This is a genomic window from Streptomyces sp. NPDC051243, assembly GCF_044455405.1.
In the GTDB taxonomy this organism is placed as follows: domain Bacteria; phylum Actinomycetota; class Actinomycetes; order Streptomycetales; family Streptomycetaceae; genus Streptomyces.
In genome coordinates this window covers 349,271-374,302 of record NZ_JBITES010000009.1, presented here as the reverse complement: position 1 = coordinate 374,302, position 25,032 = coordinate 349,271, and the positions used below count along the sequence as shown (strand labels likewise).

The 25,032-nt window shown below is 69.1% G+C and carries 22 protein-coding genes and 1 riboswitch; of the genes, 9 read left to right on the top strand and 13 right to left on the bottom strand.

Annotation, left to right across the window (positions count from 1 at the left end):
• Positions 1-89 precede the first annotated feature (89 nt).
• On the bottom strand, positions 90-1,367 hold the full coding sequence (locus ACIBAG_RS24785; RefSeq protein ID WP_399107669.1) for an extracellular solute-binding protein: 1,278 nt from the start codon (positions 1,365-1,367) through the stop codon (positions 90-92).
• A 318-nt stretch (positions 1,368-1,685) separates the two neighbouring features.
• On the opposite strand from ACIBAG_RS24785, the gene ACIBAG_RS24780 reads away from it, so the two are divergent.
• The 8 genes from ACIBAG_RS24780 (at position 1,686) to ACIBAG_RS24745 (ending at position 11,883) form a co-directional block, all read left to right on the top strand.
• The gene (locus ACIBAG_RS24780) at positions 1,686-2,450 is read left to right on the top strand and encodes a GntR family transcriptional regulator (protein ID WP_399107668.1); all 765 of its coding nucleotides are present in this window, start codon (positions 1,686-1,688) and stop codon (positions 2,448-2,450) included.
• Positions 2,451-2,786: 336 nt separating this feature from the next.
• On the top strand, positions 2,787-4,943 hold the full coding sequence (locus ACIBAG_RS24775) for a carbon starvation CstA family protein (protein WP_399107667.1): 2,157 nt from the start codon (positions 2,787-2,789) through the stop codon (positions 4,941-4,943).
• Positions 4,933-5,112 (top strand): YbdD/YjiX family protein, encoded by a 180-nt coding sequence (locus tag ACIBAG_RS24770; protein WP_399107666.1) that lies wholly within the window; start codon positions 4,933-4,935, stop codon positions 5,110-5,112. Before ACIBAG_RS24775 ends, ACIBAG_RS24770 begins: the two co-directional genes overlap by 11 nt.
• 139 nt (positions 5,113-5,251) lie before the next feature.
• On the top strand, positions 5,252-5,518 hold the full coding sequence (locus ACIBAG_RS24765) for a DUF3311 domain-containing protein (protein ID WP_399107665.1): 267 nt from the start codon (positions 5,252-5,254) through the stop codon (positions 5,516-5,518).
• Complete coding sequence (mctP, locus tag ACIBAG_RS24760) at positions 5,515-7,113, top strand: monocarboxylate uptake permease MctP (RefSeq protein WP_399107664.1); 1,599 nt, start codon at positions 5,515-5,517, stop codon at positions 7,111-7,113. The genes ACIBAG_RS24765 and mctP overlap by 4 nt, the downstream gene beginning before the upstream one ends.
• 560 nt (positions 7,114-7,673) lie before the next feature.
• Entirely contained in the window at positions 7,674-8,177 is a 504-nt protein-coding gene (locus ACIBAG_RS24755; protein WP_399107663.1) for a GNAT family N-acetyltransferase, read from the top strand.
• 77 nt (positions 8,178-8,254) lie between these two features.
• A riboswitch (cobalamin riboswitch) is annotated at positions 8,255-8,348 on the top strand.
• Between the two features lie 146 nt (positions 8,349-8,494).
• Positions 8,495-10,873, top strand: a complete 2,379-nt coding sequence (locus ACIBAG_RS24750; protein WP_399107662.1) for a ribonucleoside-diphosphate reductase subunit alpha — start codon at positions 8,495-8,497, stop codon at positions 10,871-10,873.
• Positions 10,873-11,883: a ribonucleotide-diphosphate reductase subunit beta gene (locus ACIBAG_RS24745; protein WP_399107661.1), complete on the top strand. Its 1,011-nt coding sequence runs from the start codon at positions 10,873-10,875 to the stop codon at positions 11,881-11,883. The genes ACIBAG_RS24750 and ACIBAG_RS24745 overlap by 1 nt, the downstream gene beginning before the upstream one ends.
• On the opposite strand, the gene ACIBAG_RS24740 is transcribed toward ACIBAG_RS24745, so the two are convergent.
• The gene (locus ACIBAG_RS24740; RefSeq protein WP_399107660.1) at positions 11,796-12,035 is read right to left on the bottom strand and encodes a hypothetical protein; all 240 of its coding nucleotides are present in this window, start codon (positions 12,033-12,035) and stop codon (positions 11,796-11,798) included. The two genes, ACIBAG_RS24745 and ACIBAG_RS24740, sit on opposite strands and share 88 nt — an antisense overlap.
• A 92-nt stretch (positions 12,036-12,127) precedes the next feature.
• On the opposite strand from ACIBAG_RS24740, the gene ACIBAG_RS24735 reads away from it, so the two are divergent.
• On the top strand, positions 12,128-13,093 hold the full coding sequence (locus tag ACIBAG_RS24735) for a helix-turn-helix domain-containing protein (RefSeq protein ID WP_399107659.1): 966 nt from the start codon (positions 12,128-12,130) through the stop codon (positions 13,091-13,093).
• A 52-nt stretch (positions 13,094-13,145) separates the two neighbouring features.
• Here ACIBAG_RS24735 and ACIBAG_RS24730 read toward each other — a convergent pair whose 3' ends face one another.
• From ACIBAG_RS24730 to ACIBAG_RS24680, 11 genes are all read right to left on the bottom strand, one after another.
• Complete coding sequence (locus ACIBAG_RS24730) at positions 13,146-14,525, bottom strand: cytochrome P450 (protein ID WP_399107658.1); 1,380 nt, start codon at positions 14,523-14,525, stop codon at positions 13,146-13,148.
• Complete coding sequence (cyc1, locus tag ACIBAG_RS24725; protein ID WP_399107657.1) at positions 14,522-15,607, bottom strand: epi-isozizaene synthase; 1,086 nt, start codon at positions 15,605-15,607, stop codon at positions 14,522-14,524. The genes ACIBAG_RS24730 and cyc1 overlap by 4 nt, the downstream gene beginning before the upstream one ends.
• 299 nt (positions 15,608-15,906) lie before the next feature.
• Complete coding sequence (gene def / locus ACIBAG_RS24720) at positions 15,907-16,557, bottom strand: peptide deformylase (RefSeq protein ID WP_031479430.1); 651 nt, start codon at positions 16,555-16,557, stop codon at positions 15,907-15,909.
• 70 nt (positions 16,558-16,627) lie between these two features.
• Positions 16,628-17,608, bottom strand: a complete 981-nt coding sequence (locus tag ACIBAG_RS24715) for a hypothetical protein (RefSeq protein ID WP_031479428.1) — start codon at positions 17,606-17,608, stop codon at positions 16,628-16,630.
• Positions 17,609-17,717: 109 nt separating this feature from the next.
• Entirely contained in the window at positions 17,718-18,998 is a 1,281-nt protein-coding gene (locus ACIBAG_RS24710; RefSeq protein WP_399107656.1) for an HD-GYP domain-containing protein, read from the bottom strand.
• Between the two features lie 163 nt (positions 18,999-19,161).
• Positions 19,162-20,508: an HD-GYP domain-containing protein gene (locus tag ACIBAG_RS24705; RefSeq protein WP_399107655.1), complete on the bottom strand. Its 1,347-nt coding sequence runs from the start codon at positions 20,506-20,508 to the stop codon at positions 19,162-19,164.
• Between the two features lie 192 nt (positions 20,509-20,700).
• Positions 20,701-21,003 carry a mycothiol system anti-sigma-R factor gene (gene rsrA, locus ACIBAG_RS24700; protein WP_384766616.1) on the bottom strand — a complete coding sequence of 101 codons (303 nt, stop codon included), beginning with the start codon at positions 21,001-21,003 and terminating at the stop codon, positions 20,701-20,703.
• Positions 21,000-21,695 (bottom strand): RNA polymerase sigma factor SigR, encoded by a 696-nt coding sequence (sigR, locus tag ACIBAG_RS24695; protein ID WP_399107654.1) that lies wholly within the window; start codon positions 21,693-21,695, stop codon positions 21,000-21,002. Before sigR ends, rsrA begins: the two co-directional genes overlap by 4 nt.
• A gap of 257 nt (positions 21,696-21,952) precedes the next feature.
• Positions 21,953-22,600: an alpha/beta family hydrolase gene (locus tag ACIBAG_RS24690; protein WP_399107653.1), complete on the bottom strand. Its 648-nt coding sequence runs from the start codon at positions 22,598-22,600 to the stop codon at positions 21,953-21,955.
• Between the two features lies 1 nt (position 22,601).
• Positions 22,602-23,417: an SOS response-associated peptidase gene (locus tag ACIBAG_RS24685; RefSeq protein ID WP_399107652.1), complete on the bottom strand. Its 816-nt coding sequence runs from the start codon at positions 23,415-23,417 to the stop codon at positions 22,602-22,604.
• Positions 23,418-23,664: 247 nt separating this feature from the next.
• Positions 23,665-24,927 (bottom strand): MFS transporter, encoded by a 1,263-nt coding sequence (locus ACIBAG_RS24680; protein ID WP_399107651.1) that lies wholly within the window; start codon positions 24,925-24,927, stop codon positions 23,665-23,667.
• Positions 24,928-25,032 lie beyond the last annotated feature (105 nt).

Below are 25,032 nucleotides of genomic sequence, written 5' to 3'. Positions count from 1 at the left end.
CTACGTACGTGGACCCGCGTACGGTCGCCGGGGCGGGGGGCGTCACGCGCATCCCCCGCCCCGGCGCGAACCCGGCGCCGTTACTGCTGCTACTGCTGCTGGGCCAGGCGCTTGTTGAACTCGTCCTCGACCTGCGCCGCCGCCTCGGCCGGCGACTTTCCGTTCAGCACGGCGGTCATGTACGTCTTGATCGGGTTGGGCGCGTTCTCCACGGCCGCCCACTCCGGGATCAGCGGCGTGGTGCCACCGCCCGCCGCGGCGGGAGCCGCCGCCTCGGCGACGACGTTGCCCTTGAGGTTGGTCTGCAGCGACTCCTTGTTCGGGATGACGCCGTTGAGCTTGGCCAGCTCGCCCTCGTACTTGTCGGACAGGGCGATCTTCAGGAACTCCTTGGCCAGTTCCTGCTTCTGGCTGCCCGCGGCGACCGCGAGGTTGGAGCCGCCGAGGAAGACACCCTCGGGCTTGTCGGCCGTGGCACCCGGGATGGTGAAGTAGCCGATCTCCTTCTCGATCTTCTTGTTGGCCTCGATTGCGATGCCGGCCTCCCAGCCCATCCCGATGAAGGCGCCGACGTTGCCCTTGCCGAAGACCTCGCCCTGCTGCGGGGTGGCCTCGTCCTTGTCCTTGGGCGCCTTGGACAGCGCCTGGAACTTCTTGTACGTCTCCATGGCGGCGGCGACCTTCGGGTCGGCGAGGTTGGAGACGTACTTGTCGCCGTCCTTCTTCACCAGCTCGGCGCCCTCACCGATGGTCAGGCCGACGAAGTGGTACCAGTTCTGGCCCGGCAGGTAGATGGGCTCGGCGTCGGTCTTCTCGCCGATCGTCTTCAGGTCGGCGTAGAACTCGTCGCGAGTCTTGGGGGTGTCCTTGATACCGGCCTCGGCCCAGATCTTCTTGTTGTAGAGGACGACGCGGTTGGCGAAGTACCAGGGGGCGGCGTACTGCTTGCCGTCGTAGATGGAGGACTCGTTGAGGGACTCGGTCCAGTCGGCGCCGATCTCGGACTTGAGGTCGGCGAGGTCGGCGAGGCCGCCGGTCTTGGCGTAGGCGGGGGTCTGGGTGTTGCCGATCTCGAAGACGTCCGGCGGGTTCTCCTCCGACAGGGCGGTGGTCAGCTTCTGCTGGATGCCGTTCCACTGCTGGACCTCGAACTTGACCTTCGCCTTGGTCTGCTTCTCGAAGGCCGCGGCGACGTCCTTCTGCCACTGGTCAGGGGAGGAGCCGTCCATCACCCACACGGTGAGCGTCTGGCCCGCGTAGCCGTCCGCCCCGGCCTTGTCCCCGCCGTCCCCGTTGTCGCCCCCACACGCCGCCAGGGAGATCATCATGCCCGCGACACCGATCGCGGATATCAGCTTGCGCTTCACGCCACCCTCCTCAGGGATGCCACACCCCCTGCCTCCCCGCACGAGCGTTGGGCCGGGACCTGGACCAATGGTGTAGACCAGTACGGGGAGCTTGGACCAGACCAAAACGCCTGTCAAGAGGGGTCGTATGTGCTCTGACCAGCCGTTATGCGACCTACATATGCAAGAACCTTTAAGTAAGAAGCCAGCGAAAACAGCGGCACGGGAGTAATCTCGTCGACTAGACCACTCAGCGCTGTGGACTAGACCAAGTGAGGCGCCACCGGTATATAGAAGGGATCACGATGTGAGTCCCATCCGGGGCCGGGAAGGCGGAGCATGAGCACCGACGTCAGCAGTGCGGAGAACGAGAACGGCGCCACTGTCCGTACCGCCCGCGTGCCCAAGTACTACCGCCTGAAGAAGCACCTCCTCGACATGACGGAGACCCAGGCCCCCGGCACCCCGGTGCCGCCCGAGCGCACGCTGGCGGCCGAGTTCGACACCTCCCGCACGACCGTCCGCCAGGCCCTTCAGGAGCTCGTCGTCGAGGGGCGCCTCGAGCGCATCCAGGGCAAGGGCACGTTCGTCGCCAAGCCGAAGGTCTCCCAGGCGCTGCAACTCACCTCCTACACCGAGGACATGCGCGCCCAGGGCCTGGAGCCGACCTCGCAGCTCCTCGACATCGGCTACATCACCGCCGACGACCGCCTCGCCGACCTGCTCGACATCACGGCCGGCGGCAGGGTGCTGCGCATCGAGCGGCTGCGCATGGCCAACGGCGAGCCGATGGCCATCGAGACGACCCACCTCAGCGCGAAGCGCTTCCCCGCCCTGCGCAGGTCCCTGGTCAAGTACACCTCCCTCTACACCGCGCTCGCCGAGGTCTACGACGTCCATCTCGCCGAGGCCGAGGAGACCATCGAGACCTCCCTGGCCACCCCGCGCGAGGCCGGCCTGCTCGGCACCGACGTGGGCCTGCCGATGCTGATGCTGTCCCGGCACTCGCTGGACCGGGAGGGGCAGCCGGTGGAGTGGGTGCGGTCTGTTTACCGAGGTGACCGGTACAAGTTCGTGGCCAGGCTGAAGCGGCCTACGGAGTAGAGCTCCGGCGCGAGCGCGGTGGGCTGGGGGGCCGGGGGTTATCCCCCGGGACAATGCAGCGTGGCGCGGCTCAAGCGGCCGGTGGAGTAAGGCTGCCTCATTTGCCGCAAGGCGGGCGCTCGCCAGGTGCGTAGCTGTTACGCTCATCGCGCCGACGACAGTCAAGTCGGCACCACCGAGCGGGTCTTGACCCGCTCCGGCCGCTGGGAGAGTGGTCGCTGGACGGGCATGTCCCGTCAAACTCCCCGGAGCGATCCAGGGGAGAGTCTCCCGCGGCCATGCGGGAGAGAACTCCAAGGTCCTCCCGTCGCCGTACGAGTTGGGAGGACGACTCGGATGCGCACCACCAGCACGCGAACCATCCTGATCTGGACGCTCGTGGCGCTGGTGGGCGCCGTCGGCTGGACCGTACTGGCGCTCTCCCGGGGCGAGGAGGTCTCCGCCGCCTGGATGGTCGCCGCCGCCCTCGGCTCGTACGCCATCGCCTACCGCTTCTACGCCAAGTTCATCGCGTACAAGGTCCTGAAGGTCGACAAGACCAGGGCCACCCCGGCCGAACGCCTCGACAACGGCATCGACTTCCACCCCACCGACCGCCGCGTACTCCTCGGCCACCACTTCGCCGCCATCGCCGGCGCCGGACCGCTGGTCGGACCCGTGCTGGCCGCGCAGATGGGCTATCTGCCCGGCACGATCTGGATCATCGCCGGTGTCATCTTCGCGGGCGCGGTCCAGGACATGGTGGTGCTGTTCTTCTCCACGCGCCGGGACGGACGCTCGCTGGGGCAGATGGCACGCGAGGAGATCGGACCGTTCGGCGGCGCGGCCGCGCTGCTGGCCACCTTCGCCATCATGATCATCCTGCTCGGCGTGCTGGCCCTGGTGATCGTCAACGCCCTCGCGCAGTCCCCGTGGGGCACCTTCTCCATCGCGATGACCATCCCGATCGCCCTGCTCATGGGCTTCTACCTGCGGGTGCTGCGCCCCGGCCGGGTCGCCGAGGTCTCGCTCATCGGCGTGGCCCTGCTGCTGTTCGCGCTGGTCGCGGGCCGCTGGGTCGCCGAGTCGTCATGGGCCGACACCTTCACCCTCGCGCCCTCGACGCTGGTCGTCTGGATGGTGGCGTACGGCTTCATCGCCTCGATCCTGCCGGTGTGGATGCTGCTGGCGCCGCGCGACTACCTGTCCACCTTCATGAAGATCGGCACGATCTTCCTGCTCGCCCTCGGCGTGGTCGTCGCCCTGCCGACGCTGAAGATGGACGCGGTGACGGACTTCGCCTCGCGCGGCGACGGCCCGGTCTTCGCGGGCTCGCTCTTCCCCTTCGTCTTCATCACCATCGCGTGCGGCGCGCTGTCCGGCTTCCACTCGCTCATCTCGTCCGGTACGACGCCGAAGATGATCCAGAAGGAGACGCAGGTCCGGATGATCGGCTACGGCTCCATGCTGATGGAGTCGTCGGTCGCGGTGATGGCTCTGGTGGCGGCGAGCATCATCGATCCCGGCCTCTACTTCGCGATGAACGCGCCCGCCGGGGTCATCGGGGACACGGTGCAGAACGCGTCGCAGGTGGTGGGGAGTTGGGGCTACCAGATCTCCCCCGAGGCACTCGCCCGGGCCGCGGAGAACGTCGAGGAGGCCTCCCTGCTCTCGCGGACCGGCGGTGCGCCCACCCTCGCGATCGGTGTCTCGGAGATCTTCTCCCAGGTCACCGGCGACGGCCTGCGCGCCTTCTGGTACCACTTCGCGATCATGTTCGAGGCGCTGTTCATCCTGACCGCCCTGGACGCCGGCACGCGCGTGGGCCGGTTCATGCTCCAGGACATGCTCGGCAACATCCACCGGCCCTTCCGCAACGTCAGCTGGAAGCCCGGCCTGGTCATCACCAGCGCGATCGTGTGCGGCCTGTGGGGCTACTTCCTGTGGGTCGGCGTCCACGAGCCCCTCGGCGGCATCAACCAGCTGTTCCCGATCTTCGGCATCTCGAACCAGCTGCTCGCGGCCGTCGCCCTCGCCGTCTGCACGACCCTGCTGGTGAAGTCCGGGCGCCTGAAGTGGGCCTGGATCACCGGGGTTCCGCTGGCCTGGGACGCCACGGTGACGCTCACCGCCAGCTGGCAGAAGGTGTTCTCCAGCGACCCGAAGGTCGGCTTCTTCAAGCAGCGTCAGGTCTTCCAGGAAGCCATCGACCGCGGCGAGGTCCTGCCGCCCGCCAAGACCATGGACGACATGCACACCGTGGTCACCAACTCCACGGTGGACGGCGTCCTCTCGGCGGTGCTCGCGCTGCTGATCATCGTGGTGATCGTCGACGCGACCCGCGTCTGCGTCCGGCACGTGCGCCGTCCGGCCCTGTCCACGCTCAGCGAGACACCGTACGTCGAGTCGAAGATCATCGCTCCGGCGGGGCTGTTCCCGACCAAGGAGGAGAAGGAGGAGGAACGCCGTGCGATCGCTTCGGCGGGCAGTCGGTCTTCGGCGGGTGCTCAGTAGCCTGCGCTGGTACGTCCGTGAGCTGACCGACGAGTCGGCGTACGACCGCTATGTCGCGCATGTGCGCCGCGACCACCCGGACGCGAGCGTGCCGTCCCGGCGCGACTTCGAGCGGATGCGCACGGACCGTCAGGAGGCGGATCCGCGCCAGGGGTTCCGCTGCTGCTGAGCGCACGCCCCACGCACCGCTGCCGTGCACACCAATCCTCCACATCCGATATGCGGACAGGGGCTTCCGCTGTCGTTGCACCGTCACCTACATTGCCTGCGCGTTTCTCAGGTGATCAGTGAGGGGACGGAGCCGTCAGATGTCAGATGCCCCAGAGGTGAACAGAGGGCCGGTGGTGACACCCGTGCGGGTCGTCATCGCGCTCTGTCTCGGCGCGCCCTTCGTGGCGATGCTGTGGGTCGGGTCGTACGCCAAGACCGATCCGCAGTTCGCCGGCATCCCGTTCTTCTACTGGTACCAGATGCTGTGGGTGCTGGTCTCCACGCTGCTGACGATGGTCGCGTACAAGCTGTGGCAGCGTGACCAGCGTGCCCGCGCCGCTCAGAAGGGCGGTGCGTCGGAGTGAAGGACGGCGTGAACGGCGTGGCACTCGCCGTCTTCATCTTCTTCTTCCTGCTCGTCACGGTCATGGGCTTCCTGGCCGCGCGCTGGCGCAAGGCCGAGAACGAGCACAGCCTCGACGAATGGGGCCTGGGCGGCCGATCGTTCGGCACCTGGGTGACCTGGTTCCTGCTCGGCGGCGACCTGTACACGGCGTACACCTTCGTCGCCGTGCCCGCGGCGATCTACGCGGCGGGCGCGGCCGGCTTCTTCGCGGTGCCGTACACGATCCTCGTCTACCCGCTGATCTTCACGTTCCTGCCCCGCCTGTGGTCGGTCTCCCACAAGCACGGCTATGTGACGACCTCGGACTTCGTGCGCGGCCGGTTCGGCTCGAAGGGTCTGTCGCTGGCGGTGGCCCTCACCGGCATCCTGGCGACGATGCCGTACATCGCGCTGCAGTTGGTGGGCATCCAGGCGGTCCTCGACGTCATGGGCATCGGCGGCGGCGAGAACACGAACTGGTTCATCAAGGACCTGCCGCTGCTCATCGCCTTCGGTGTGCTGGCGGCGTACACCTACTCGTCGGGGCTGCGCGCTCCCGCGCTGATCGCGTTCGTGAAGGACACGCTGATCTACCTCGTGATCGCGGTGGCGATCATCTACATCCCGATCAAGCTGGGCGGGTTCGACGAGATCTTCGCCGCGGCGGACAAGAAGTACACGGACGCCGGGGCCGGCGGGCTCATCCCGCCCGCGGCGGCCCAGTGGGGGTACGCCACGCTGGCGTTCGGCTCGGCGCTGGCGCTGTTCATGTACCCGCACTCGATCACGGCCACGCTCTCGTCGCGCAGCCGTGAGGTGATCCGCCGCAACACCACGATCCTGCCCCTGTACTCCCTGATGCTCGGCATGCTGGCGCTGCTCGGGTTCATGGCCATCGCGGCCGGAGTCATCGTCACCAACCCCCAGTTGGCGATCCCGCAGCTCTTCGAGACGATGTTCCCGGACTGGTTCGCGGGCGTCGCCTTCGCGGCGATCGGCATCGGCGCCCTCGTGCCCGCGGCCATCATGTCCATCGCGGCCGCCAACCTCTTCACCCGCAACATCTACAAGGACTTCATCAAGCCGGACGCGACGCCCGAGCAGGAGACCAAGGTCTCCAAGCTGGTGTCCCTGCTGGTGAAGGTGGGCGCCCTGGTCTTCGTCCTCACCATGGACAAGACGGTGGCGATCAACTTCCAGCTCCTCGGCGGCATCTGGATCCTGCAGACCTTCCCGGCCCTGGTCGGCGGCCTGTTCACCCGCTGGTTCCACCGCTGGGCGCTGCTGGCCGGCTGGGCGGTCGGCATGATCTACGGCACCGTCGCCGCGTACAACGTCTCCACGCCGAAGCAGCCGCACTTCGCCGGCTCGTCGGCCGAGATCCCCGGCCTCGGCGAGATCGGCTACATCGGCCTCACCGCGTTCGTGCTCAACGTGGTCGTGACGGTGGTCCTGACCTTCGTCCTGAAGGCGGCGAAGGCCCCGGAGGGCATCGACGAGACCAAGCCGGAGGACTACACGGCGGACGCGGGCGACCCGGGAGTGAAGACGGAACTTCCGGCGGCGACCCACTAGTTCAGCCTGTTCGTCCAGTCCATCCAGTCTCAGGCCGGGCGCACCGCACCAGCTGCGGGTGCGCCCGGCCGTCTCGTGCCAGAAGTCGTCCCGTTCCCGGACGCGCGGGCTCACCCAGTGCGGTGGCTTGCGGCGCAGCACCCGGGGAAGGTGGCGGCGCACACGTCCGGGCAGCAGCGCCTGCTGCCGGCGACAGAAGGGCTCACGGATCTCACCCCGTGGTACGCACCCGCGCGGCGGATACGGGCAGAGCTGGAACTCGCCCACACCGGGCGCCACCTGTCTGCCGGGCGGGCCCGCCACACCGGCCCGCAGGTCGGCGCGGAGCGGGCCGCGGTCGCTGCGGATGCACGGCGGGAGCGGCATTCCGGGCTGCTCCGCGCGGGCCATGCGCTCCTCGACCTCGTCCGGGTGCCCGTCCCGGTCGATGAGGTTCGGCTCTCGAAACGGAGGGACCGCGGCCGCCGGCGTCCACCTCCATGGAAAGCACTCCCGCAACGCCCCGCAACCCGGCGAAAACCCCAGGCCGCGGTCATGCCGGTTCCGGCAGACTCGGGGCCATGGACCTCGTGATCCGGCCGGTGGAACCCGGCGAGTACGACACCCTCGGCGAGATCACCGCCCAGGCCTATCTCCAGGACGGCCTTCTCGACTTCGGCGAGAGCGACGAATATCTCGGCGAGCTCAAGGACGTGGCCAAGCGCGCGGCCGCCGCCGAGGTGCTGGTGGCCGTCGACAACGGCCGGCTGCTGGGCGGCGTGACCTTCGTGCCGAGCGGCGGTCCCATGGCCGACATAGCCCGCCCCGGCGAGGCCGAGATCCGGATGCTGGCGGTCGCGCGGAGCGCCCGGGGCCGCGGCGCCGGAGAGGCTCTCGTACGCGCCTGCGTCGACCGCGCCCGGGCAGAAGGCTGCGTACGCATCGTCCTGTCGACCCAGCGCACCATGCACAGCGCCCACCGCATCTACGAACGTATGGGCTTCGTCCGCACACCGGACCGGGACTGGAATCCGATCCCGCACCTCTCCGACATCACTCTTCTCACCTATGAGTTGACGCTCTGACACCACCACGACACAACATCTGGGGGTGGCGTGGCGGGTGAGCACAAGATGTATGCTCATCCTCGCTGTCGCCGCAGGGGAATCCGGTGCGAATCCGGAACTGTCCCGCAACGGTGTACTTGTGCATGTCCGTCCCCAGCGGCGCCGTGCACAGGAGTCAGTCCGAGGACCTGCCGACAGCGCGCCCGGCCACCCGGCCGGTGCGCTCTGACGTCCGGGCCTCGTGGAATGGGCCGGTGGACGCGACGCCGCGTGCGCTCGTGTGCTGCCCCCTGCCCTCTGTGAGGCCCCCGTGCCGAGCGAGGGAGAGCCCCCACGTGACCATCGCGCCAGCCGATCCTGCTTCAGCAGCTCCAGTGGAGACCGACGATCCCGGTGCCGCGCTGCTGCGGACCCTCACCGAGCTGACCGCCGACCTCCCCGACGCCGACCCCGGCCGGGTCGCCGCCGCCGCGCTGCGCGGCCGGTCCGCCCTCGCGGACGAGGCGGAGCTGCGTGAGCTGGCCACCGAGGCGGCGGCCGGACTCATCTCCGAGGACCCCGCCTACAGCAGGCTGGCCGCCCGGCTGCTGACCGTCTCCATCGCCGCCGAGGCCGCCTCGCAGGGCGTCACGTCCTTCACCGAGTCGGTCGCGGTCGGCCACCGCGAGGGCCTCATCGCCGACCGGACCGCCGACTTCGCACGCATCCACGCGGCCCGCCTCGACGCCCTGATCGACACCCGCGCCGACGACCGCTTCGGCTACTTCGGCCTGCGCACCCTGCACAGCCGCTATCTGCTCCGGCACCCCATCACCCGCAAGGTCATCGAGACCCCCCAGCACTTCATGCTGCGTGTCGCCGCCGGCCTCGCCGAGGACGACACCACCCGCTCCGCCGACGAAGTCGCCGCGCTCTACGGGCTCATGAGCCGCCTCGACTACCTCCCCTCCTCCCCCACGCTCTTCAACTCCGGCACCCGGCACCCCCAGATGTCGTCCTGCTACCTCCTGGACTCCCCCAAGGACGAGCTGGACTCCATCTACGACCGCTACCACCAGGTCGCCCGCCTCTCGAAGCACGCCGGCGGCATCGGCCTGTCGTACTCCCGTATCCGCAGCCGCGGTTCGCTGATCCGCGGCACCAACGGCCACTCCAACGGCATCGTCCCGTTCCTGAAGACCCTCGACGCCTCCGTCGCCGCCGTGAACCAGGGCGGCCGACGCAAGGGTGCCGCCGCGGTCTACCTGGAGACCTGGCACTCCGACATCGAGGAGTTCCTGGAGCTGCGCGACAACACCGGTGAGGACGCCCGGCGTACGCACAACCTGAACCTCGCGCACTGGATCCCGGACGAGTTCATGCGCCGCGTCAACGCCGACGAGCTGTGGTCGCTGTTCTCCCCCGCCGACGTTCCGGAACTCGTCGACCTGTGGGGCGAGGAGTTCGACGCGGCCTACCGCAAGGCCGAGGCCGCCGGGCTGGCGAAGAAGACCATCCCGGCCCGTGACCTGTACGGCCGCATGATGCGCACCCTCGCCCAGACCGGCAACGGCTGGATGACCTTCAAGGACGCCGCCAACCGCACCGCCAACCAGACCGCCCTGCCGGGCCATGTCGTCCACTCCTCCAACCTCTGCACGGAGATCCTGGAGGTCACCGACGACGGCGAGACAGCGGTCTGCAACCTGGGCTCGGTCAACCTGGGTGCCTTCGTCGACACGGCGACCGGCGACATCGACTGGGAGCGCCTCGACGACACCGTGCGCACCGCCGTCACGTTCCTCGACCGCGTCGTCGACATCAACTTCTACCCGACCGAGCAGGCGGGCCGGTCCAACGCCAAGTGGCGTCCGGTGGGCCTCGGCGCGATGGGCCTGCAGGACGTCTTCTTCAAGCTGCGCCTGCCCTTCGACTCGCCGCAGGCCAAGGCCCTGTCCACGCGGATCGCCGAGCGCATCATGCTCGCCGCGTACGAGGCGTCCACCGACCTGGCCGAGCGCAACGGCCCGCTGCCGGCCTGGGAGAAGACCCGTACGGCCCGGGGTGTGCTGCACCCCGACCACTACGGCGCCGAACTCACCTGGCCGGAGCGCTGGGCCGCCCTGCGCAGCCGTATCGCCACGACGGGCATGCGCAACTCCCTCCTCCTCGCCATCGCCCCCACCGCCACCATCGCGTCCATCGCCGGTGTCTACGAGTGCATCGAGCCGCAGGTCTCCAACCTGTTCAAGCGCGAGACGCTCTCCGGCGAGTTCCTCCAGGTCAACTCCTACCTGGTCAACGACCTGAAGGAGCTGGGTGTCTGGGACGCCCGCACCCGTGAGGCCCTGCGTGAGTCGAACGGCTCGGTGCAGGACTTCGCCTGGATCCCGGCGGACGTACGGGCGCTGTACCGCACGGCGTGGGAGATCCCGCAGCGCGGCCTGATCGACATGGCGGCGGCCCGGACCCCGTTCCTCGACCAGTCGCAGTCCCTGAACCTCTTCTTGGAGACGCCGACCATCGGCAAGCTCTCCTCGATGTACGCGTACGCCTGGAAGTCCGGCCTGAAGACGACGTACTACCTGCGCTCGCGCCCGGCGACCCGTATCGCCCGCGCCGCCCAGGCCCAGGCAGTCCAGCCCGAGAAGACCATCCCCGCCCAGCAGGTGACCGATCCCGACGCCGTCGCCTGCTCCCTGGAAAACCCCGAGTCCTGCGAGGCCTGCCAGTAATGCCCAGCAACCAGAACCTGCTCGACCCCGGCTTCGAGCTCACTCTGCGCCCGATGCGCTACCCGGACTTCTACGAGCGCTACCGGGACGCCATCAAGAACACCTGGACCGTCGAGGAGGTCGACCTCCACTCGGACGTCGCCGACCTGGCCAAGCTCAGCCCCGCCGAGCAGCACCTCATCGGCCGTCTGGTGGCCTTCTTCGCGACCGGCGACTCGATCGTCGCCAACAATCTGGTGCTGACCCTCTACAAGCACATCAACTCCCCCGAGGCGCGGCTGTACTTGAGCCGTCAGCTCTTCGAGGAGGCCGTCCACGTCCAGTTCTATCTGACGCTGCTGGACACCTACCTCCCCGACCCGGAGGACCGCGCCGCCGCCTTCGCGGCCGTGGAGAACATCCCCTCGATCCGCGAGAAGGCCGAGTTCTGCTTCAAGTGGATGGACTCGGTGGAGAAGCTCGACCGGCTGGAGAGCAAGGCCGACCGGCGCCGCTTCCTGCTCAATCTCATCTGCTTCGCCGCGTGCATCGAGGGCCTGTTCTTCTACGGCGCCTTCGCGTACGTCTACTGGTTCCGCAGCCGGGGCCTGCTGCACGGTCTGGCCACCGGCACCAACTGGGTGTTCCGCGACGAGACGATGCACATGTCCTTCGCCTTCGACGTCGTCGACACCGTCCGCAAGGAGGAGCCGGACCTCTTCGACGACCAGCTCCAGCAGCAGGTCACCGACATGCTGAGGGAGGCCGTCGAGGCCGAGCTGCAGTTCGCGCGCGACCTGTGCGGTGACGGCCTCCCGGGCATGAACACCGACTCGATGCGGCAGTACCTGGAGTGTGTCGCCGATCAGCGCCTGACGCGGCTCGGCTTCGCTCCGGTGTACGGCTCCGAGAACCCCTTCTCCTTCATGGAGCTCCAGGGTGTTCAGGAGCTCACCAACTTCTTCGAGCGGCGTCCGTCGGCGTACCAGGTGGCGGTGGAGGGCACCGTCGACCTGGACGAGGACTTCTGAGCCTCACCCTTGTCGTGTTCCTGGGCCTCCCTGATCTGACGGTCGATGCGCCGGTCGTGCACGATCCCGATCACTGACGGGAGGACCAGGAGGACGAACATGCCGAGCACGGCGACCATGGCGAGCAGTGTCTGTGTCTGTTCCGTAGTCATGACACCACTGTCGCGCCGGACACTCCTTACGAACAGTGGCAGGACTGCCGCACACCCTCGATTTACTGCCAACCGCGAGGCACACTGGCAGCATGCTGAAGAACGTGGCGGCCGTCCTGCTCAACGGCGTGCATCCCTTTGAACTCGGGGTCGTGTGCGAGGTGTTCGGCATCGACCGCAGCGACGAGGGACTGCCCACGTACGACTTCGCGGTCGCCTCCGCCGAAGGGGCGACGCTGGGTACGCATGTCGGCGGGCTCTCCTTCTCCACGCCGTACGGCCTGGAGCGGCTGGCGGAAGCCGACCTGATCGCCGTGCCGGCGGGGGACGAGTACATCACCCGTGACTTTCCGCCCGAGCTGCTGGAGGCCCTGGTCAGGGCCGTGGAACGGGGTGCGCGCGTGCTCAGTGTGTGCTCCGGCGTCTTCGTGCTGGGCGCGGCGGGACTGCTCGCCGGACGGCGGTGCAGTGTGCACTGGCGGCACGTCGAGGAACTGTCCCGGCGGCACCCGGAGGCGATCGTCGAGCCGGATGTGCTGTACGTCGACGAGGGGCCGGTGATCACCAGCGCCGGCACCGCCGCCGGCATCGACGCCTGCCTCCACATCGTCCGACAGGAGCAGGGGCCCGAGGTCGCCAACAAGATCGCCCGGCGCATGGTGGTGCCGCCGCACCGGGACGGCGGGCAGGCCCAGTACATCGAGCGCCCGCTGCCCCGCAGCCAGTGCGACACGGTCGGCGAGGTGCTGGCGTGGATGGAGAGGCACCTCGACGAGGAGGTCACCGTCGAGCAGCTGGCCGAGCGCGCGCACATGTCCCCGCGCACCTTCGCCCGCCGCTTCCAGCAGGAGACCGGCACGACTCCCTACCGCTGGATCCTGCGCCAACGCGTGCTGCTGGCGCAGGAGTTGCTGGAAGCGACGGACGAGACGGTGGACGCGATCGCCGGTCGAACAGGGTTCGGCACGGCGGCCGCGCTGCGCCACCAGTTCGTACGGGCACTGGGGACGACCCCGAACGCGTACCGAAGGACGTTCCAAGGACCCAACGCGGCGTGAGCCCTCCCCAGACCCTCACTCCCCGGCACCGGCTTCACGCCCGGCACCGGCTTCAGTCCCTCGGCACCGGCCTCAGCAGCAGCTTGTGCGGGCGGAGCGTGATGCCCACGCGGGTCGCGTCGTTGCTGCCGGACACCTGCTCGAAGCGGTACTTGGTGGCCAGCGCCGCCGTGATCAGGGTCAGCTGAGCCATCGAGAAGTGATCGCTCGGGCACTTGCGGTTGCCGACGCTGAACGGGCTCATGGCGTACTTCGGTACCTCCTTGACGCGATCGGGAAGCCAGCGGTCGGGGTCGAACTCGAGGTTGTGCGCGTAGGACTTCCCGTCACGCTGGATCGCGTACGGGCTGTAGACGATGTCCGCCCCGGCCGGAATGCGATAGCCGCCGAGTGACGTATCGGTCACCGCACGTCGCGTGAGAATCCAGACCGCGGGACGCAAACGCATGGCCTCCACGACGACATTGTTCGTGTGCCGGAGGCTACGGACGTCCGCAAATGCCACCGGCCGGCCGCCGGTGACGGATTCGACCTCCGCGCAGATCCTGTCCGCGTGTTCCGGATGTTCCGCGAGCACATGCAGCAGCCACATGATCGTGGAGGCCACGGTTTCACTGCCCGGGGTGACAATCGCGACGACCTGGTCGTGGATCTCCTGTTCCCCGATGGGGTCGCCATTCTCGTCCTTCGCCTCCAGCAATGCGGTCAGCAAATCGTCCGGCTTTTGACCAGATGACCGACGCTCGGCGATGATCTCGTCGACCAGGAGATGCAAATCGGCCAGCGCCCGGTTGAATTCGCGGTTGGTCGGCAGCGGCAGCTTGTACAGCGGCCCGAGCGGGACCACCATCCGCCGGTACATGCCCCGGAAGACGGTCGCGAGCGCGTTGCACAGCCGCTCGGCCCGCTCGTCCATGTAGTCGCCGCGCAGCAGACAGCGGGCGGCGATGCGCACGGCTATGCGGAACGACTCCGAGGTGCAGTCGACGGTCTCGCCGGGCTTCCAGCGCTCGGTCAGCGCATGCGCCTCCTCCTCCATGATCGGCCCGTACTCCGGGATCGCGTCGAGGCGGAAGGCGGGCTGGATGGTGCGCCGCTGACGGCGGTGCCGGGGGCCGTTCGCGGTGGCCACGCCCTCCTTGCCGAGCAGGCCCTCCAGGGACTCCCACAGCGGCCCGTCGATCTTGAAGTCGGTGCTCAGGGCCAGCGCGCCGGTGAGTTCCGGGGTGGTGACGGCGTACACCGTCTTGGGACCGAGCTTCAGCCGTACGACGTCTCCGTGGTCCCGGAGCGCGGACATGAAGGCCAGCGGATCTCGGACCAGCTTCCAGCCGTGGCCGAGAAGCGGAACACCTCCGCCCGCGAGGGGCGGCTCACGTAGCTCCGAAGCCTCACGGGGCTGGGCTTCGGGGCGGACGGATTCGACGGTCATTTCTCACCTGCCGCTTCGTTGTTGACGTACGGGGGCGTGGACCGGTCGTCCCAGCTGTCGACCATGTACCGGCCGGACTCGTGGTGGAACCAGTAGACCGAGCTGAACCAGTTGCGCATGTTGCAGACACAGGCCCGCACGGCGGCGCTGAGTTCCTTTCCGCGCAGCGTGCCGTCGGACAGGGAGTCGGCGAATTCCAGGGCATCCCGCTCGGCCACCAGAAAATCGGAAATGCAGGTCTCGACGCGTTGCCTGACTTCCGCGACCGCCTCTTCCAGGGTCAGCCCCTCATGCTTTATGAGACTGAGCCCGAGATTGTGGACCTCATCCCCCGCTATTTCCTTGGGAAGCGAGCAGAGGTCGTTGTACCAGGCGGCGAATTCCTGACTCAGCAGCGCCGCCCGCCGATATGCCGGGTGTTTCCGTACCGCATCCGGCAGTTCGAGTTCCGCAGCCGGCTCCAGCAGATCGGTCCAGATCCAGTGCGCGAAGGTCAGCCGACGCAGAGCGAGATATTCCTCGACGGTGGGAATGATTCCTTCGGTGCGGTTGCGGAATTCCCTGTCGTAGGCCTCGATCACCGCGTGGAAGTGACGGGCGAACCGGGTGTTCCAGGTGCGGGGCAGGAACGAGTACAGCCGCACCATGCTGTCCGCGAACCCCGCGACCAGCGGGTCCACGTGGTGCAGATGCGCCGCGGGTGAGTCGAGGGCCGCGTGCAGCCGGAACCTCAGCCGCCGCCAGGCGTCCGGACGGTAGTGGACGATGTCCCGGTCGTGCCGGTCGTCCCAGACGAAGAACCACGCACTGTAGTCGCCGATCGCCTGGAGCACCTCGTCCGGGGCGCCAATGTAGTACCCCGCCATGAGGTCGGTGTAGCAAAGGCCGTCGGCATATTCTTCGACCTTGTCGGCCGGCATCAGCCGTTTTTCCAGCAGCCAGGTGCGGGTCTTCTCCTGGAGCCTGGGCCAATATGGATGGAGTTGCCTGGGAAACGCTGCTTCGATCACCGGGAGAGAGAGCGATGGTGGTACCTGTACCGCCGTCGGTGTCGATGTGGTGCTGTGTGAGAAAGCATGCACGAACAAACCCCTCTCAGCCGCCAGTTGTGCAGTTGTGCACGCCCCTCCCGCCGTGCCGGGCGTGCGCCGTTGCGTATCCCCGCACTTCCATTCAGCACCACAACTGACCGATCTGGGAACGGATTTGCTTCATTCACTACCCCGTAGTGCCGAGAATCTCCCCCTATGTGACTGGTTCTGGATCACAACCTGGGTGTATGGGATCGAACGTGCGACGGACATGCGAACGGCGCCTGGTCAGGGCGGGGAACCTGAACAGGCGCCGGGCGCAGGGGACTTGTGGGGCGTTCCGGTGGACCTCAGTCGTTCGCGACGACGGGGTAGCGGGGCTCGTTCTCGGCCATCTGACGGAGCGCGTCCTTGCGCTCCCGCTTGGAGAGACGGTCGATGTAGAGGTAGCCGTAGAGGTGGTCCGTCTCGTGCTGCAAACACCGAGCGAAGTAGCCGGTGCCGCGCACCTTGATCGGGTTGCCCTTCTCGTCCTGCCCGGTCACCTCGGCGTAGTCGGGGCGGGCCAGCGGCGCGTACGCCGTGGGCACGGACAGGCAGCCCTCGTTGCTGTCGTCCAGGCGGCGCTGCTCGGCGGGCAGCTCGACGAGCTTCGGGTTGCAGACCACGCCGACGTGCCGGACACCCTGGTCGTCCTGGCAGTCGTAGACGAAGACCTTCAGATCGACGCCGATCTGGTTGGCGGCCAGGCCCACGCCCTCGGCGGTGCGCTGCGAGGCGAACATGTCCGCCACCAGCTGGTCCAGCTCGGCGCCGAACTCGGTGACGTCCTTGCACTCCTTGTGCAGTACCGGGTTCCCGACGACGGTGATCGGCCGCGAGGTGCCGCGCTCACGCCAGGCGTTCTCCCGCTCCTCCGTGTCCTCGGTGTCGACGACGAACCCCTCGTCGTCGACGGGGAGCACGCCCGCGTGCTGCTGCTCGGTGTCCTGCTGGGCCATGACCGACGTATGCCTTCCTGCACAAACCAAAACCAAAGGGTGTGACGCTGATACAGGGTACGGCGAATGGTCAGCAGACCTCTTCGAGATCCCGCCAGTCCCTGGAATCCGGGCTGTCCGCGACCCATCCGTCCAGCAGGCCCCGTACGAGCGAGGCCGGCGCCGCAACGCCACACTCCCGCTCCGGCACCCACAACTGCCCGTCCGTCCGATGCCCCAGCGGCCCGGGATGCCCCGGCTCACTGTGATCATGCGGATCCAGATGCTCCCCGTCACCCTCGTCGGACGGCATCCGCGACTCCGAGCACATCCGGCACAGCAGCCGCACCGACGACGACCAGTCCTCCGCGGCGAACCCTGCGTCGGCGGCGAGCTGCTCCAAAGCGTCCCGGTCGGCCTCGGTGGCGGCCTCCAGCAGCACGACCCACGTCGGCACCGGCGACGGCGCCCACAGCTCGATCTCGTCGAAGACGGGGTAGGCGTGCCCCGCGGACGTGGTCCGCTCACCGTGCGGCACCCCGTCGTGCAGCACGACCTCGCCCCAGCGCCGCCCGGACGACGGCAGCGGAATCGACAGCACCTCGATGCGGGCGGGGTCCAGGCGCCGCCCCCACACGACCTCGGCCTCCCCCTCAGGAGACAGCCGTACGGCCGCGCTGCCCAGGTCCATCCCGACCGGCTCACCGGACGCGGTCGCACCGCCGGGCACCCGCAGCCCGTACGCCTGCCAGGCCCGCCGGGCCAGCGGCCAGTCCTGCAGGGCGGTGGCGGCGATGCCGACGTTCCACCAGTCGGGCGCCCCGGTCTCCCGGTCGAGCAGCGCCACGGCACGCAGTCCGGCCGCCCGGGCCTGCTCCCAGTCGTGGCGGAACTTGTGCAGCAGGGCGAGGTTGAACCAGGACTCGGAAAGCCAGGGCTCCAGATCGGCGGCACGTGTCAACAGCGCGCCCGCGTCCTCGTACCGGCCGTCGCCGATGAGCGTGAAAGCCCGGTCGGTGGCCTGCCGCCAGGAGGCGGAGGGCCGGTGCCGTCCCTTGCCGAAGATCCTCACGATTCCCGCCTGCCAGTTCCGTGGAGATGGGCTGGCTAGTGCTGCCCCCGGACACCCTCTCATTCGCATCCAACCACGTACGGCTGGAAGGGCGCTCATTACCCATGGGTTACCCACCCACAGGCATACCCAGACTGTCTCTGGACAGCACTCTCGCCAGCGACCCGACCACCTCCGGCGCATACTCGCCGGCGGTCCCCAGCCGCAGTTCCTCCAGTGCCTTCAGCGGCCCGCCCGGACCGGCGTCCCGCGTCTTCTCCTCGTACGCGTTCACGGCCCGCACGATCCGGGCCGCGACCGGCTGCTCCGGACAGGGGTCGGCCAGCCGCTCCACCACCGTCGCGACCTGCGGACTCACCCCGGTCTGCCGTACGACGGCCCCGCCCAGCAGCGCGATCCGCCGCTGTTCCTCGACGGGCAGCACGGCGGTGGCCCCGGCCGGCACCGGGTCGACCAGGCTGAGCTGCCCGATGTCATGCATCAGGGCCGCGTACTCCAGCACGGTGAGCTCGGCCTCGGACAGGCCCAGATCCCGCCCGACCTCCCGGCTGAGCGCGGCCACCCGCCGGGCGTGTCCGGCCGGTGTGTACCCGGCGATCTCGGTGGCCCGGGCGAGGGAGGCGATGGTCTGCCGGTAGGTGGCCCGCACGGCGGCGTACCGGCGCAGCGACATCTGGGTGAGCAGGAGCGGGAGCGAGAAGACGGGCAGCGCCCACAGCCCGACCACGGCGACCGCGAGCGCCATCACCGCGCCGGTCGCGCAGACGGCCGACCCGATCCCGAGCGTCGCCCGCAGTTCGTCCCGCAGTACCGGTCCGAAGGGCCACCGGGTGCGGGAGTGCGCCAGCGCGGCGGTGAGCAGGGCGTCGCACAGGGCCGTGAGGGCGAGGATCGCGAGCAGGAGCAGCGCGTAGGCGGTGCCCCAGCCGTGGAAGGTGCCCTGGTTGTACAGGGGTTGGAAGCAGACCGCGGCGAACCCGGCGGTGAGCACGCGCCGGGCGAGGCGGTCGAGCACGGGGCGGCCGCGCGCGATGTGCGGCACGGTGCCGAGGAGCGAGGCGGCGAGGACGACGGCGACGACCTGCGCGACGCCGTGCCGGGTGGGCTCTCCGCCCATCTCCCCGAGCAGGGCGTACGCCAGCGCCGCGGCGGCCCCGAGCGGTGCGGCCTCCCTGCCCTCCGCCCCGGTCATGCGGATCCCCCCTCCGCGAGCGGAGCCGAGCGCTCGGGGAAGGGTGAGCTCGCCCAGGGTGACGAGGGCCCCGAAGGCGATCGCGGTGCCGCGCGCCTCGAGGCCGCTTCGCAGCGTGTCGAGCAGGCAGCCGGCGGCGAGGAGGGCGGCGCAGGCGTGGACGAGGGTGAGCAGGAAGGGGGGCCTCGGGGCGCTCATCGGTGTGCTCCCGGGGCTCTGGAGACCGCCGGGACGCTCATCGGTGAGCTCCCGGGGCGCTTGGAGACAGCCGGGACACTCACCGACGTGCCCCCAGCACACTTGAGGACAGCCGAAACACCCACCGACCTGCCCCCAGCGCACTTGGAAACAGCCAGGGCGCTCATCGGTGAGCTCCCGGGGCGCTGGAGACCGCCGGGCGGGGACCGCCCGTGCAGGCCTCGTCGGCGGTCACGGCGGGACGCCATCCGTACTGGTCCACGGCTCGGGACAGGGCCGTGACCATCCGGGGGTCGAACTGCGAGCCCGCGCACCTCTCCAGCTCGCGCAGGGCGACGGACACGGGCCGGGCCCGCGAGTAGGACCGGGTCGACGTCATCGCGTCGAACGCGTCCGCGACCGCCACCACCCGCGCCGGCTCGGGGATCTGGTTCCCCCTCAGCCCGTAGGGGTAGCCGCTGCCGTCCAGCCGCTCGTGGTGATGCAGTACGGCGGCCCGGGCCTCGCCGAGGAAGGAGATGCCCCGGACCATCTCGTGGCCGTACTCGGGATGCAGCTCGATCACCCGCCGCTCCTCGGGCGTGAGCGGCCCGTCCTTGCGCAGCAGCCGCGTGGGCACCCCGAGCTTCCCCACGTCGTGCAGGATCCCGGCGAACCGCACCACCTCGACGCGCTCGTCGTCCATGCCCAGCTCGCGCGCGATCATCATCGAGGCCTGCCCGACCCGCTCGCTGTGGCCACGGGTGTAGCCGTCCTTGATGTCGACGGCCTGGACGAGCGCCCGGATGGTCGCCTGATGTGCCGCGCGCTCCCGGTGGTACTGGGCGAACATCCACCACGAGACGCACATCGGCAGCAGCACGAGCAGCGCGGCGACGGGACCGTACCGACTGCGCCACAGCACGGCCATCATCAGCCCGGCCAGGCCGTGCACGGCGATGGGCGCGAGCGAGCGCAGGAACAGCCCTCGCCAGGCGCGCCGCACGGGCACGCCGCCCCAGGCTCTCGACTCCGCCCGGGCAGGCGGTACCCCCACGGCGAGCGCCCGGATGCCGCCGTCCAGCGCGGTCAGGACCAGGCAGAAGGCGAGCACCGCGCCGCCGGCCGGGATCAGCTCGTACGGGAAGTCACCCGCCACGACGACAGCCCGTCCGCCGAGCTCCCGGCGCACCAGGGCCGCCGCCCAGACGGCCAGGGCGAGCTCGGCGGCCCGCCAGATCCGCCGGGTCCACAGCGGCCGTTGCCCGGTCGGCGACAGCAGGGCGCCCGGCACCGCGACCAGCGCGGCGGCGGACGGCGACAGCAGAAAGGCTCCGGCGAGCAGTACGGGATAGAAGGTGCCGGCGAACCGCCAACGGGTGGCGACCCGCTCACCGGCGGCGTACAGCACCGCGAGCAGGACGACCGCACGCCAGGGCGTGGGGTTCGTGAGCAGCGGCAGGAGGCAGGCCAGGGCGCACAGCGCCACACAGGCGATGTACGCGCGCGCCCGTGCCGGTATCGCCTCCATCTGGACGCCCTCCCACCATGACCTGTTCAGCTCAACGCGGAGCCTAGGTCGGCAAGAGGGGCAACTGTGGGCTTATCACCCGCCGATTAGCACGTTCGAGTGACGACAGCCCGTTCCAGGGAGCCCAGGACGGGAGTCCAGGAATGGGGTCCAGGAAGGGGCCCCCGGAAGGGGGGATCCAGGAAGGGGAGTTCAGGACTCCTGGGGCGTGACGGTCACGTCGTGCTCGGGCACGGCCTGGCCGGAACGGATCAGGTCGAGCCGCCCCAGCACCTTGGCACGCAGGTCGGTGGGCACGTCGTCATGGCCGCAGCACCGCTTGACCAGCTTCTTCACGGCCTGCTCAAGACCGTACTTCTCCAGGCACGGCGAGCACTCCTCGAAGTGCTGCTCGAACTTGGTGCAGTCGGCGTCAGGCATCTCACGATCGAGGAACTCGTACAGATGATCGAGTACCTCACTGCAGTCCGTCTCGTGCGGCTCTCCGCAGCTCATGAGCCCGAACCTTTCGCTTCGTTCGACTCTCCGGCGCCGGCCGGGACCAGCCCGCGATCACGGGCGTAGTCCTCGAGCATGCCGCGCAGTTGCCGGCGGCCCCGGTGCAGCCGGGACATCACCGTACCGATGGGTGTCCCCATGATGTCCGCGATCTCCTTGTAGGCAAAGCCCTCTACGTCGGCGAGGTAGACGGCGATGCGGAACTCCTCGGGGATCGCCTGCAGTGCTTCCTTCACGTCCGAGTCGGGCAGGTGGTCGAGCGCCTGCGACTCCGCGGAGCGCAGTCCTGTCGACATGTGCGACTCGGCACGCGCGAGCTGCCAGTCCTCGATCTCCTCCGCCGCCGAACGCTGCGGCTCACGCTGCTTCTTGCGGTAGGAGTTGATGAAGGTGTTGGTGAGGATCCGGTACAGCCACGCCTTCAGGTTGGTGCCCTCGCGGAACTGGTGGAAGGACGCGTACGCCTTGGCGTACGTCTCCTGCACCAGGTCCTCGGCGTCGGCCGGGTTGCGCGTCATGCGCAGCGCGGCCGAGTACATCTGGTCGAGGAACTCCAGCGCGTCCCGCTCGAAGCGCGCGCTGCGCTCGGCGCTCGTCTCCGTGGACGTCGCCGCGCCGGTGCCCAGGCCCTCGGGCTGCTCCGCCTGGCCGTTGTCGGTCCCTGCGTCGGTACCGGGAACCGGACCCACCTCCTCAAGATTCCGGGCAGGACCGAAGCCGGTCCCACCTGAATCGGAGGATAGACGACCTGCCGTACCTGCCGCCGCTCGAATAGGAGCGGTCCTGGCCGCGTGCAGCACCGTCCAGTCCAGATCAGTGCGGCTGCTGCGGGCCGGGCAGAAGGTCGAACCCATGCGGCGGACTTCCTCTCCTACGTCGTCGGCGCTGGTGTCTCAGCACCGCTGTCCGCCACAACAGAGGTCCGGTCCACAACATTCCCGAACCTTTACCCGAGTGACCCGACCCACTTCACGACACTGTCGGTGACGATCGCCACGGCCTCGTCCTGATCGAGGGGTGCCCGCTTGGGCACGGCGAAGCCGTGATCTCCGTACGGCACCTCGACGAGTTCGTGGTCCCCGTCCGGGAACTCCTCCGGCTTCCCGAACGGATCGTTCCCGCCCTGGACGACCAGGGTGGGCACCCCGGCTCCGAGCAGTTCGTCGGCGCGGGACTTCTCGGGCTTGCCCGGCGGGTGGAGGGGGAAGCTGAGGGCGAGCACGGCACGGGCGCCCAGTTCGAGGGCCGTACGGCAGGCGACCCGGGCTCCGGCGCTGCGGCCGCCCGAGATCACCGGCAGTCCGGGCGCGGTGAGGGCGGGCCACACGCCCCGCCAGCCGACGTCCAGGGTCTTCGGCGCGGGCGCCACCTTCTTGCCGGCCACGCGCCAGGGCTGCTCGACGAGGGCGACGGTCACACCGTGGGCGGGCAGGGCGAAGGCCAGTGCCCGCAGGTCCCGCGCCTCGATGCCGCCTCCCGCGCCGTGGCTGACGGCCAGCACCAGCCGGGCCTTCTTCGCCGGGTGCCAGGTGATGCGGGCGTCCCCCGCATCCGTACCGATGATCTCGGTGGTCACGTCGGACTCGGTAGTCACGTCAGAAGAGTGTGCCCTCTTCCGGCCCGTCCAGCTCCTTCAGCAGCTCCGGGCCGTTGTTGCGGACGTTGCTGACCAGGGTGGAGACGGGGTAGGCGCGCATCAGGCCGGCGGGCGGCGGGGCGAGGAGCGGACGCAGCTCCTCCGGGTCCGTGCGGGACGGGTCGAGCCAGGCGTCCCAGCGGTCGGGCGTCAGCATCAGCGGCATCCGCGGATGGATCTCGGCGAGCGAGTTCGGGCCCTCCGCGGGCGCCACGGCCAGCGGGGTCGTCTCCGCCTCCGTGGTGATGACGGAGCAGGTCACCCACCAGGCCTGCGGATGCTCGTCGGGCAGGGTCCGGTCCCGCCAGAACTCGTAGAGCCCCGCCATCGCGAACACCGACCCGTCGGCGGGCAGCACGAAGTACGGCTGCTTGCGCGGCCGTTTGCGCTTCCCCTCGACCTCCAGGTCCCGCTCCTGCCTGCCGGTGACCCACTCGTAGTAACCGTCGGCGGGGATGATGCAGCGCCGGGAGGTGAAGGCCCGCCGGTACGACGGCTTCTCGTGCACGGTCTCCGCCCGCGCGTTGATCATCTTGAAGGCGCTCTCGGGGGTCTTGGACCAGCTCGGCACGAGCCCCCACTTCAGCTTCCGCAGCTGTCGAACCGGCCGCGGGTCGGCCGCGTCTTTCAACGGACGGTCGAGGACGACGTGGACCTCCTTGGTGGGAGCCACGTTGTAGTCCGCCTCGAGGGTCTCCTCGGGCTCCCACTTCTCGATGTCGAAGATTCCTGCGAGATCCTCGGGTCCACGACTCGCCGCATACCGTCCGCACATATGCAATACCCCTCCGACCTGCGGAAACGCCAGATCATGCCGCTTCAGTCAGCACCAGTCGGCACCGTGCTGAGGTCAGCGCCGCGTCCATCACCCCGACCGCCCGGCCCGTGGCGTCCTGGGTGCGGTGCCCCGTACGTGTCCACCGTCTTCTTGATGTTCCTGTGCCCCGGCCACCGGGACACGTCCAAGAGTGGCAGACCCTCGCCGGGCCGGTGAGGGCGCAGGGCGCAAGTCCCGGCGCGGTTCAGCGACCTTCGGTCATCAGGTCCCTGATGCGTCGGACGCGGCTCAGCAACAGGATCATCGGCGCCAGGGCGATGACGAGGCAGGTGAGCCAGAACGCTCCGCGCGGGCCGACCGCCGTGGCCGCGAGGCCCGCGGCCAGTGCGCCGAAGGGGATGACACCCCAGGAGATGAAGCGGACCGTGGCCATCACGCGCGGGAGGAGGTCCGGCGGCGAGACGGTCTGGCGATGGGTCCGGGTCAGGATGCTGAACACCACCACGCCGGCGGTGAACCCGGCGTTGCCGAGGGCGAAGAGGACAGTGAGCCAGCCGTGGCCGGCCAGCGGTATGAGGGCGGTGGAGCCCGCGGAGACGAGGGTCGCGAGGACGATGGCGCGGGCGCTGCCGACGCGCTTGCTGATCCGCGGCGTCAGGGCGGCGCCGACAAGGCTTCCCACACCGCCTGACGCCATCAGCGCGCCGAAGACGACCGGCGGGGCGTCCAGGGTGCGCAGCAGGAACACGGGGGTGAGCGCCATCTGAGCGCCCGCCACGAAGTTGATGAGGGTCGCCACGGCCACGCACGGGGCCATGACCCGGTGTCGGACGACGTAGCGGACGCCGTCCCTGATCAGCGCCACGAACGAGGTGCCATGGCGCGTGGGAGGGGCGGGGGTCGGCCGGGGCAACGTCCACAACAGCACGGCGGACACCAGGTAGCTGATGGCATCGACGATGAGGCTGGCGGCCGCGCCGAGGAACTGGACGAGGAAGCCGCCCAGCGACGGGCCGCCGAGGTCGGTCGCCGCGCTGGAGGCCGAGGTGAGGCTGTTGCGCGAGGTCAGCTCCTCCTTGCTCACGATGGAGGGCAGGAAGGAGGAGTTGCCGACGTCGAAGACGACGTTCGCCAGCCCGACGACGAGGGCGACCAGGACCACCTGGGCAAGGGTGAGCACGCCGAGCACGGCGGCGAGGGGGATGGACAGCATCGCCGCAGCGCGGATCAAGTCCATGGCGACCTGGCTGCCGCGCAGCGGCAACCGCTGGACGATCACTCCGGCCGGCAGGCCGATGAGGAGCCAGGCGGCGTAGCTGGCGGCGGTGATGAGGCTCACCTGGAAGTTGGAGGCGTCCAGCGTTTTCACGGCGACCAGGGGCAGTGCGACGGAGGTGACCGCGCTGCCGACCTGACTGGCCGTCGATGCCGTCCAGAAACGCCAGAAAACGCCCGCGCCCCCTGACCTGAGGGGTGCGTCCCCTTTTTGTGCGGCCAGCTCGGTCAATGTCCCCCCTCTGGCGGTTCCATCACTCAGGCGGACTCACTATTTCCGACCCTCAGGCGCCATTACAAGGGAGCTCCCGACCAGAATGTTGAATTCCGCTTCATG

Coding starts and splice junctions, on each gene's coding strand:
- ACIBAG_RS24780 (WP_399107668.1), top strand. CDS start 1,686: ATGAGCACCGACGTCAGCAGTGCGGAGAACGAGAACGGCGCCACTGTC.
- ACIBAG_RS24775 (WP_399107667.1), top strand. CDS start 2,787: ATGCGCACCACCAGCACGCGAACCATCCTGATCTGGACGCTCGTGGCG.
- ACIBAG_RS24765 (WP_399107665.1), top strand. CDS start 5,252: ATGTCAGATGCCCCAGAGGTGAACAGAGGGCCGGTGGTGACACCCGTG.
- ACIBAG_RS24755 (WP_399107663.1), top strand. CDS start 7,674: ATGGACCTCGTGATCCGGCCGGTGGAACCCGGCGAGTACGACACCCTC.
- ACIBAG_RS24745 (WP_399107661.1), top strand. CDS start 10,873: ATGCCCAGCAACCAGAACCTGCTCGACCCCGGCTTCGAGCTCACTCTG.
- ACIBAG_RS24740 (WP_399107660.1), bottom strand. CDS start 12,035: ATGACTACGGAACAGACACAGACACTGCTCGCCATGGTCGCCGTGCTC.
- ACIBAG_RS24735 (WP_399107659.1), top strand. CDS start 12,128: ATGCTGAAGAACGTGGCGGCCGTCCTGCTCAACGGCGTGCATCCCTTT.
- ACIBAG_RS24730 (WP_399107658.1), bottom strand. CDS start 14,525: ATGACCGTCGAATCCGTCCGCCCCGAAGCCCAGCCCCGTGAGGCTTCG.
- def (WP_031479430.1), bottom strand. CDS start 16,557: ATGGCCCAGCAGGACACCGAGCAGCAGCACGCGGGCGTGCTCCCCGTC.
- ACIBAG_RS24710 (WP_399107656.1), bottom strand. CDS start 18,998: ATGAGCGCCCCGAGGCCCCCCTTCCTGCTCACCCTCGTCCACGCCTGC.
- ACIBAG_RS24705 (WP_399107655.1), bottom strand. CDS start 20,508: ATGGAGGCGATACCGGCACGGGCGCGCGCGTACATCGCCTGTGTGGCG.
- rsrA (WP_384766616.1), bottom strand. CDS start 21,003: ATGAGCTGCGGAGAGCCGCACGAGACGGACTGCAGTGAGGTACTCGAT.
- ACIBAG_RS24685 (WP_399107652.1), bottom strand. CDS start 23,417: ATGTGCGGACGGTATGCGGCGAGTCGTGGACCCGAGGATCTCGCAGGA.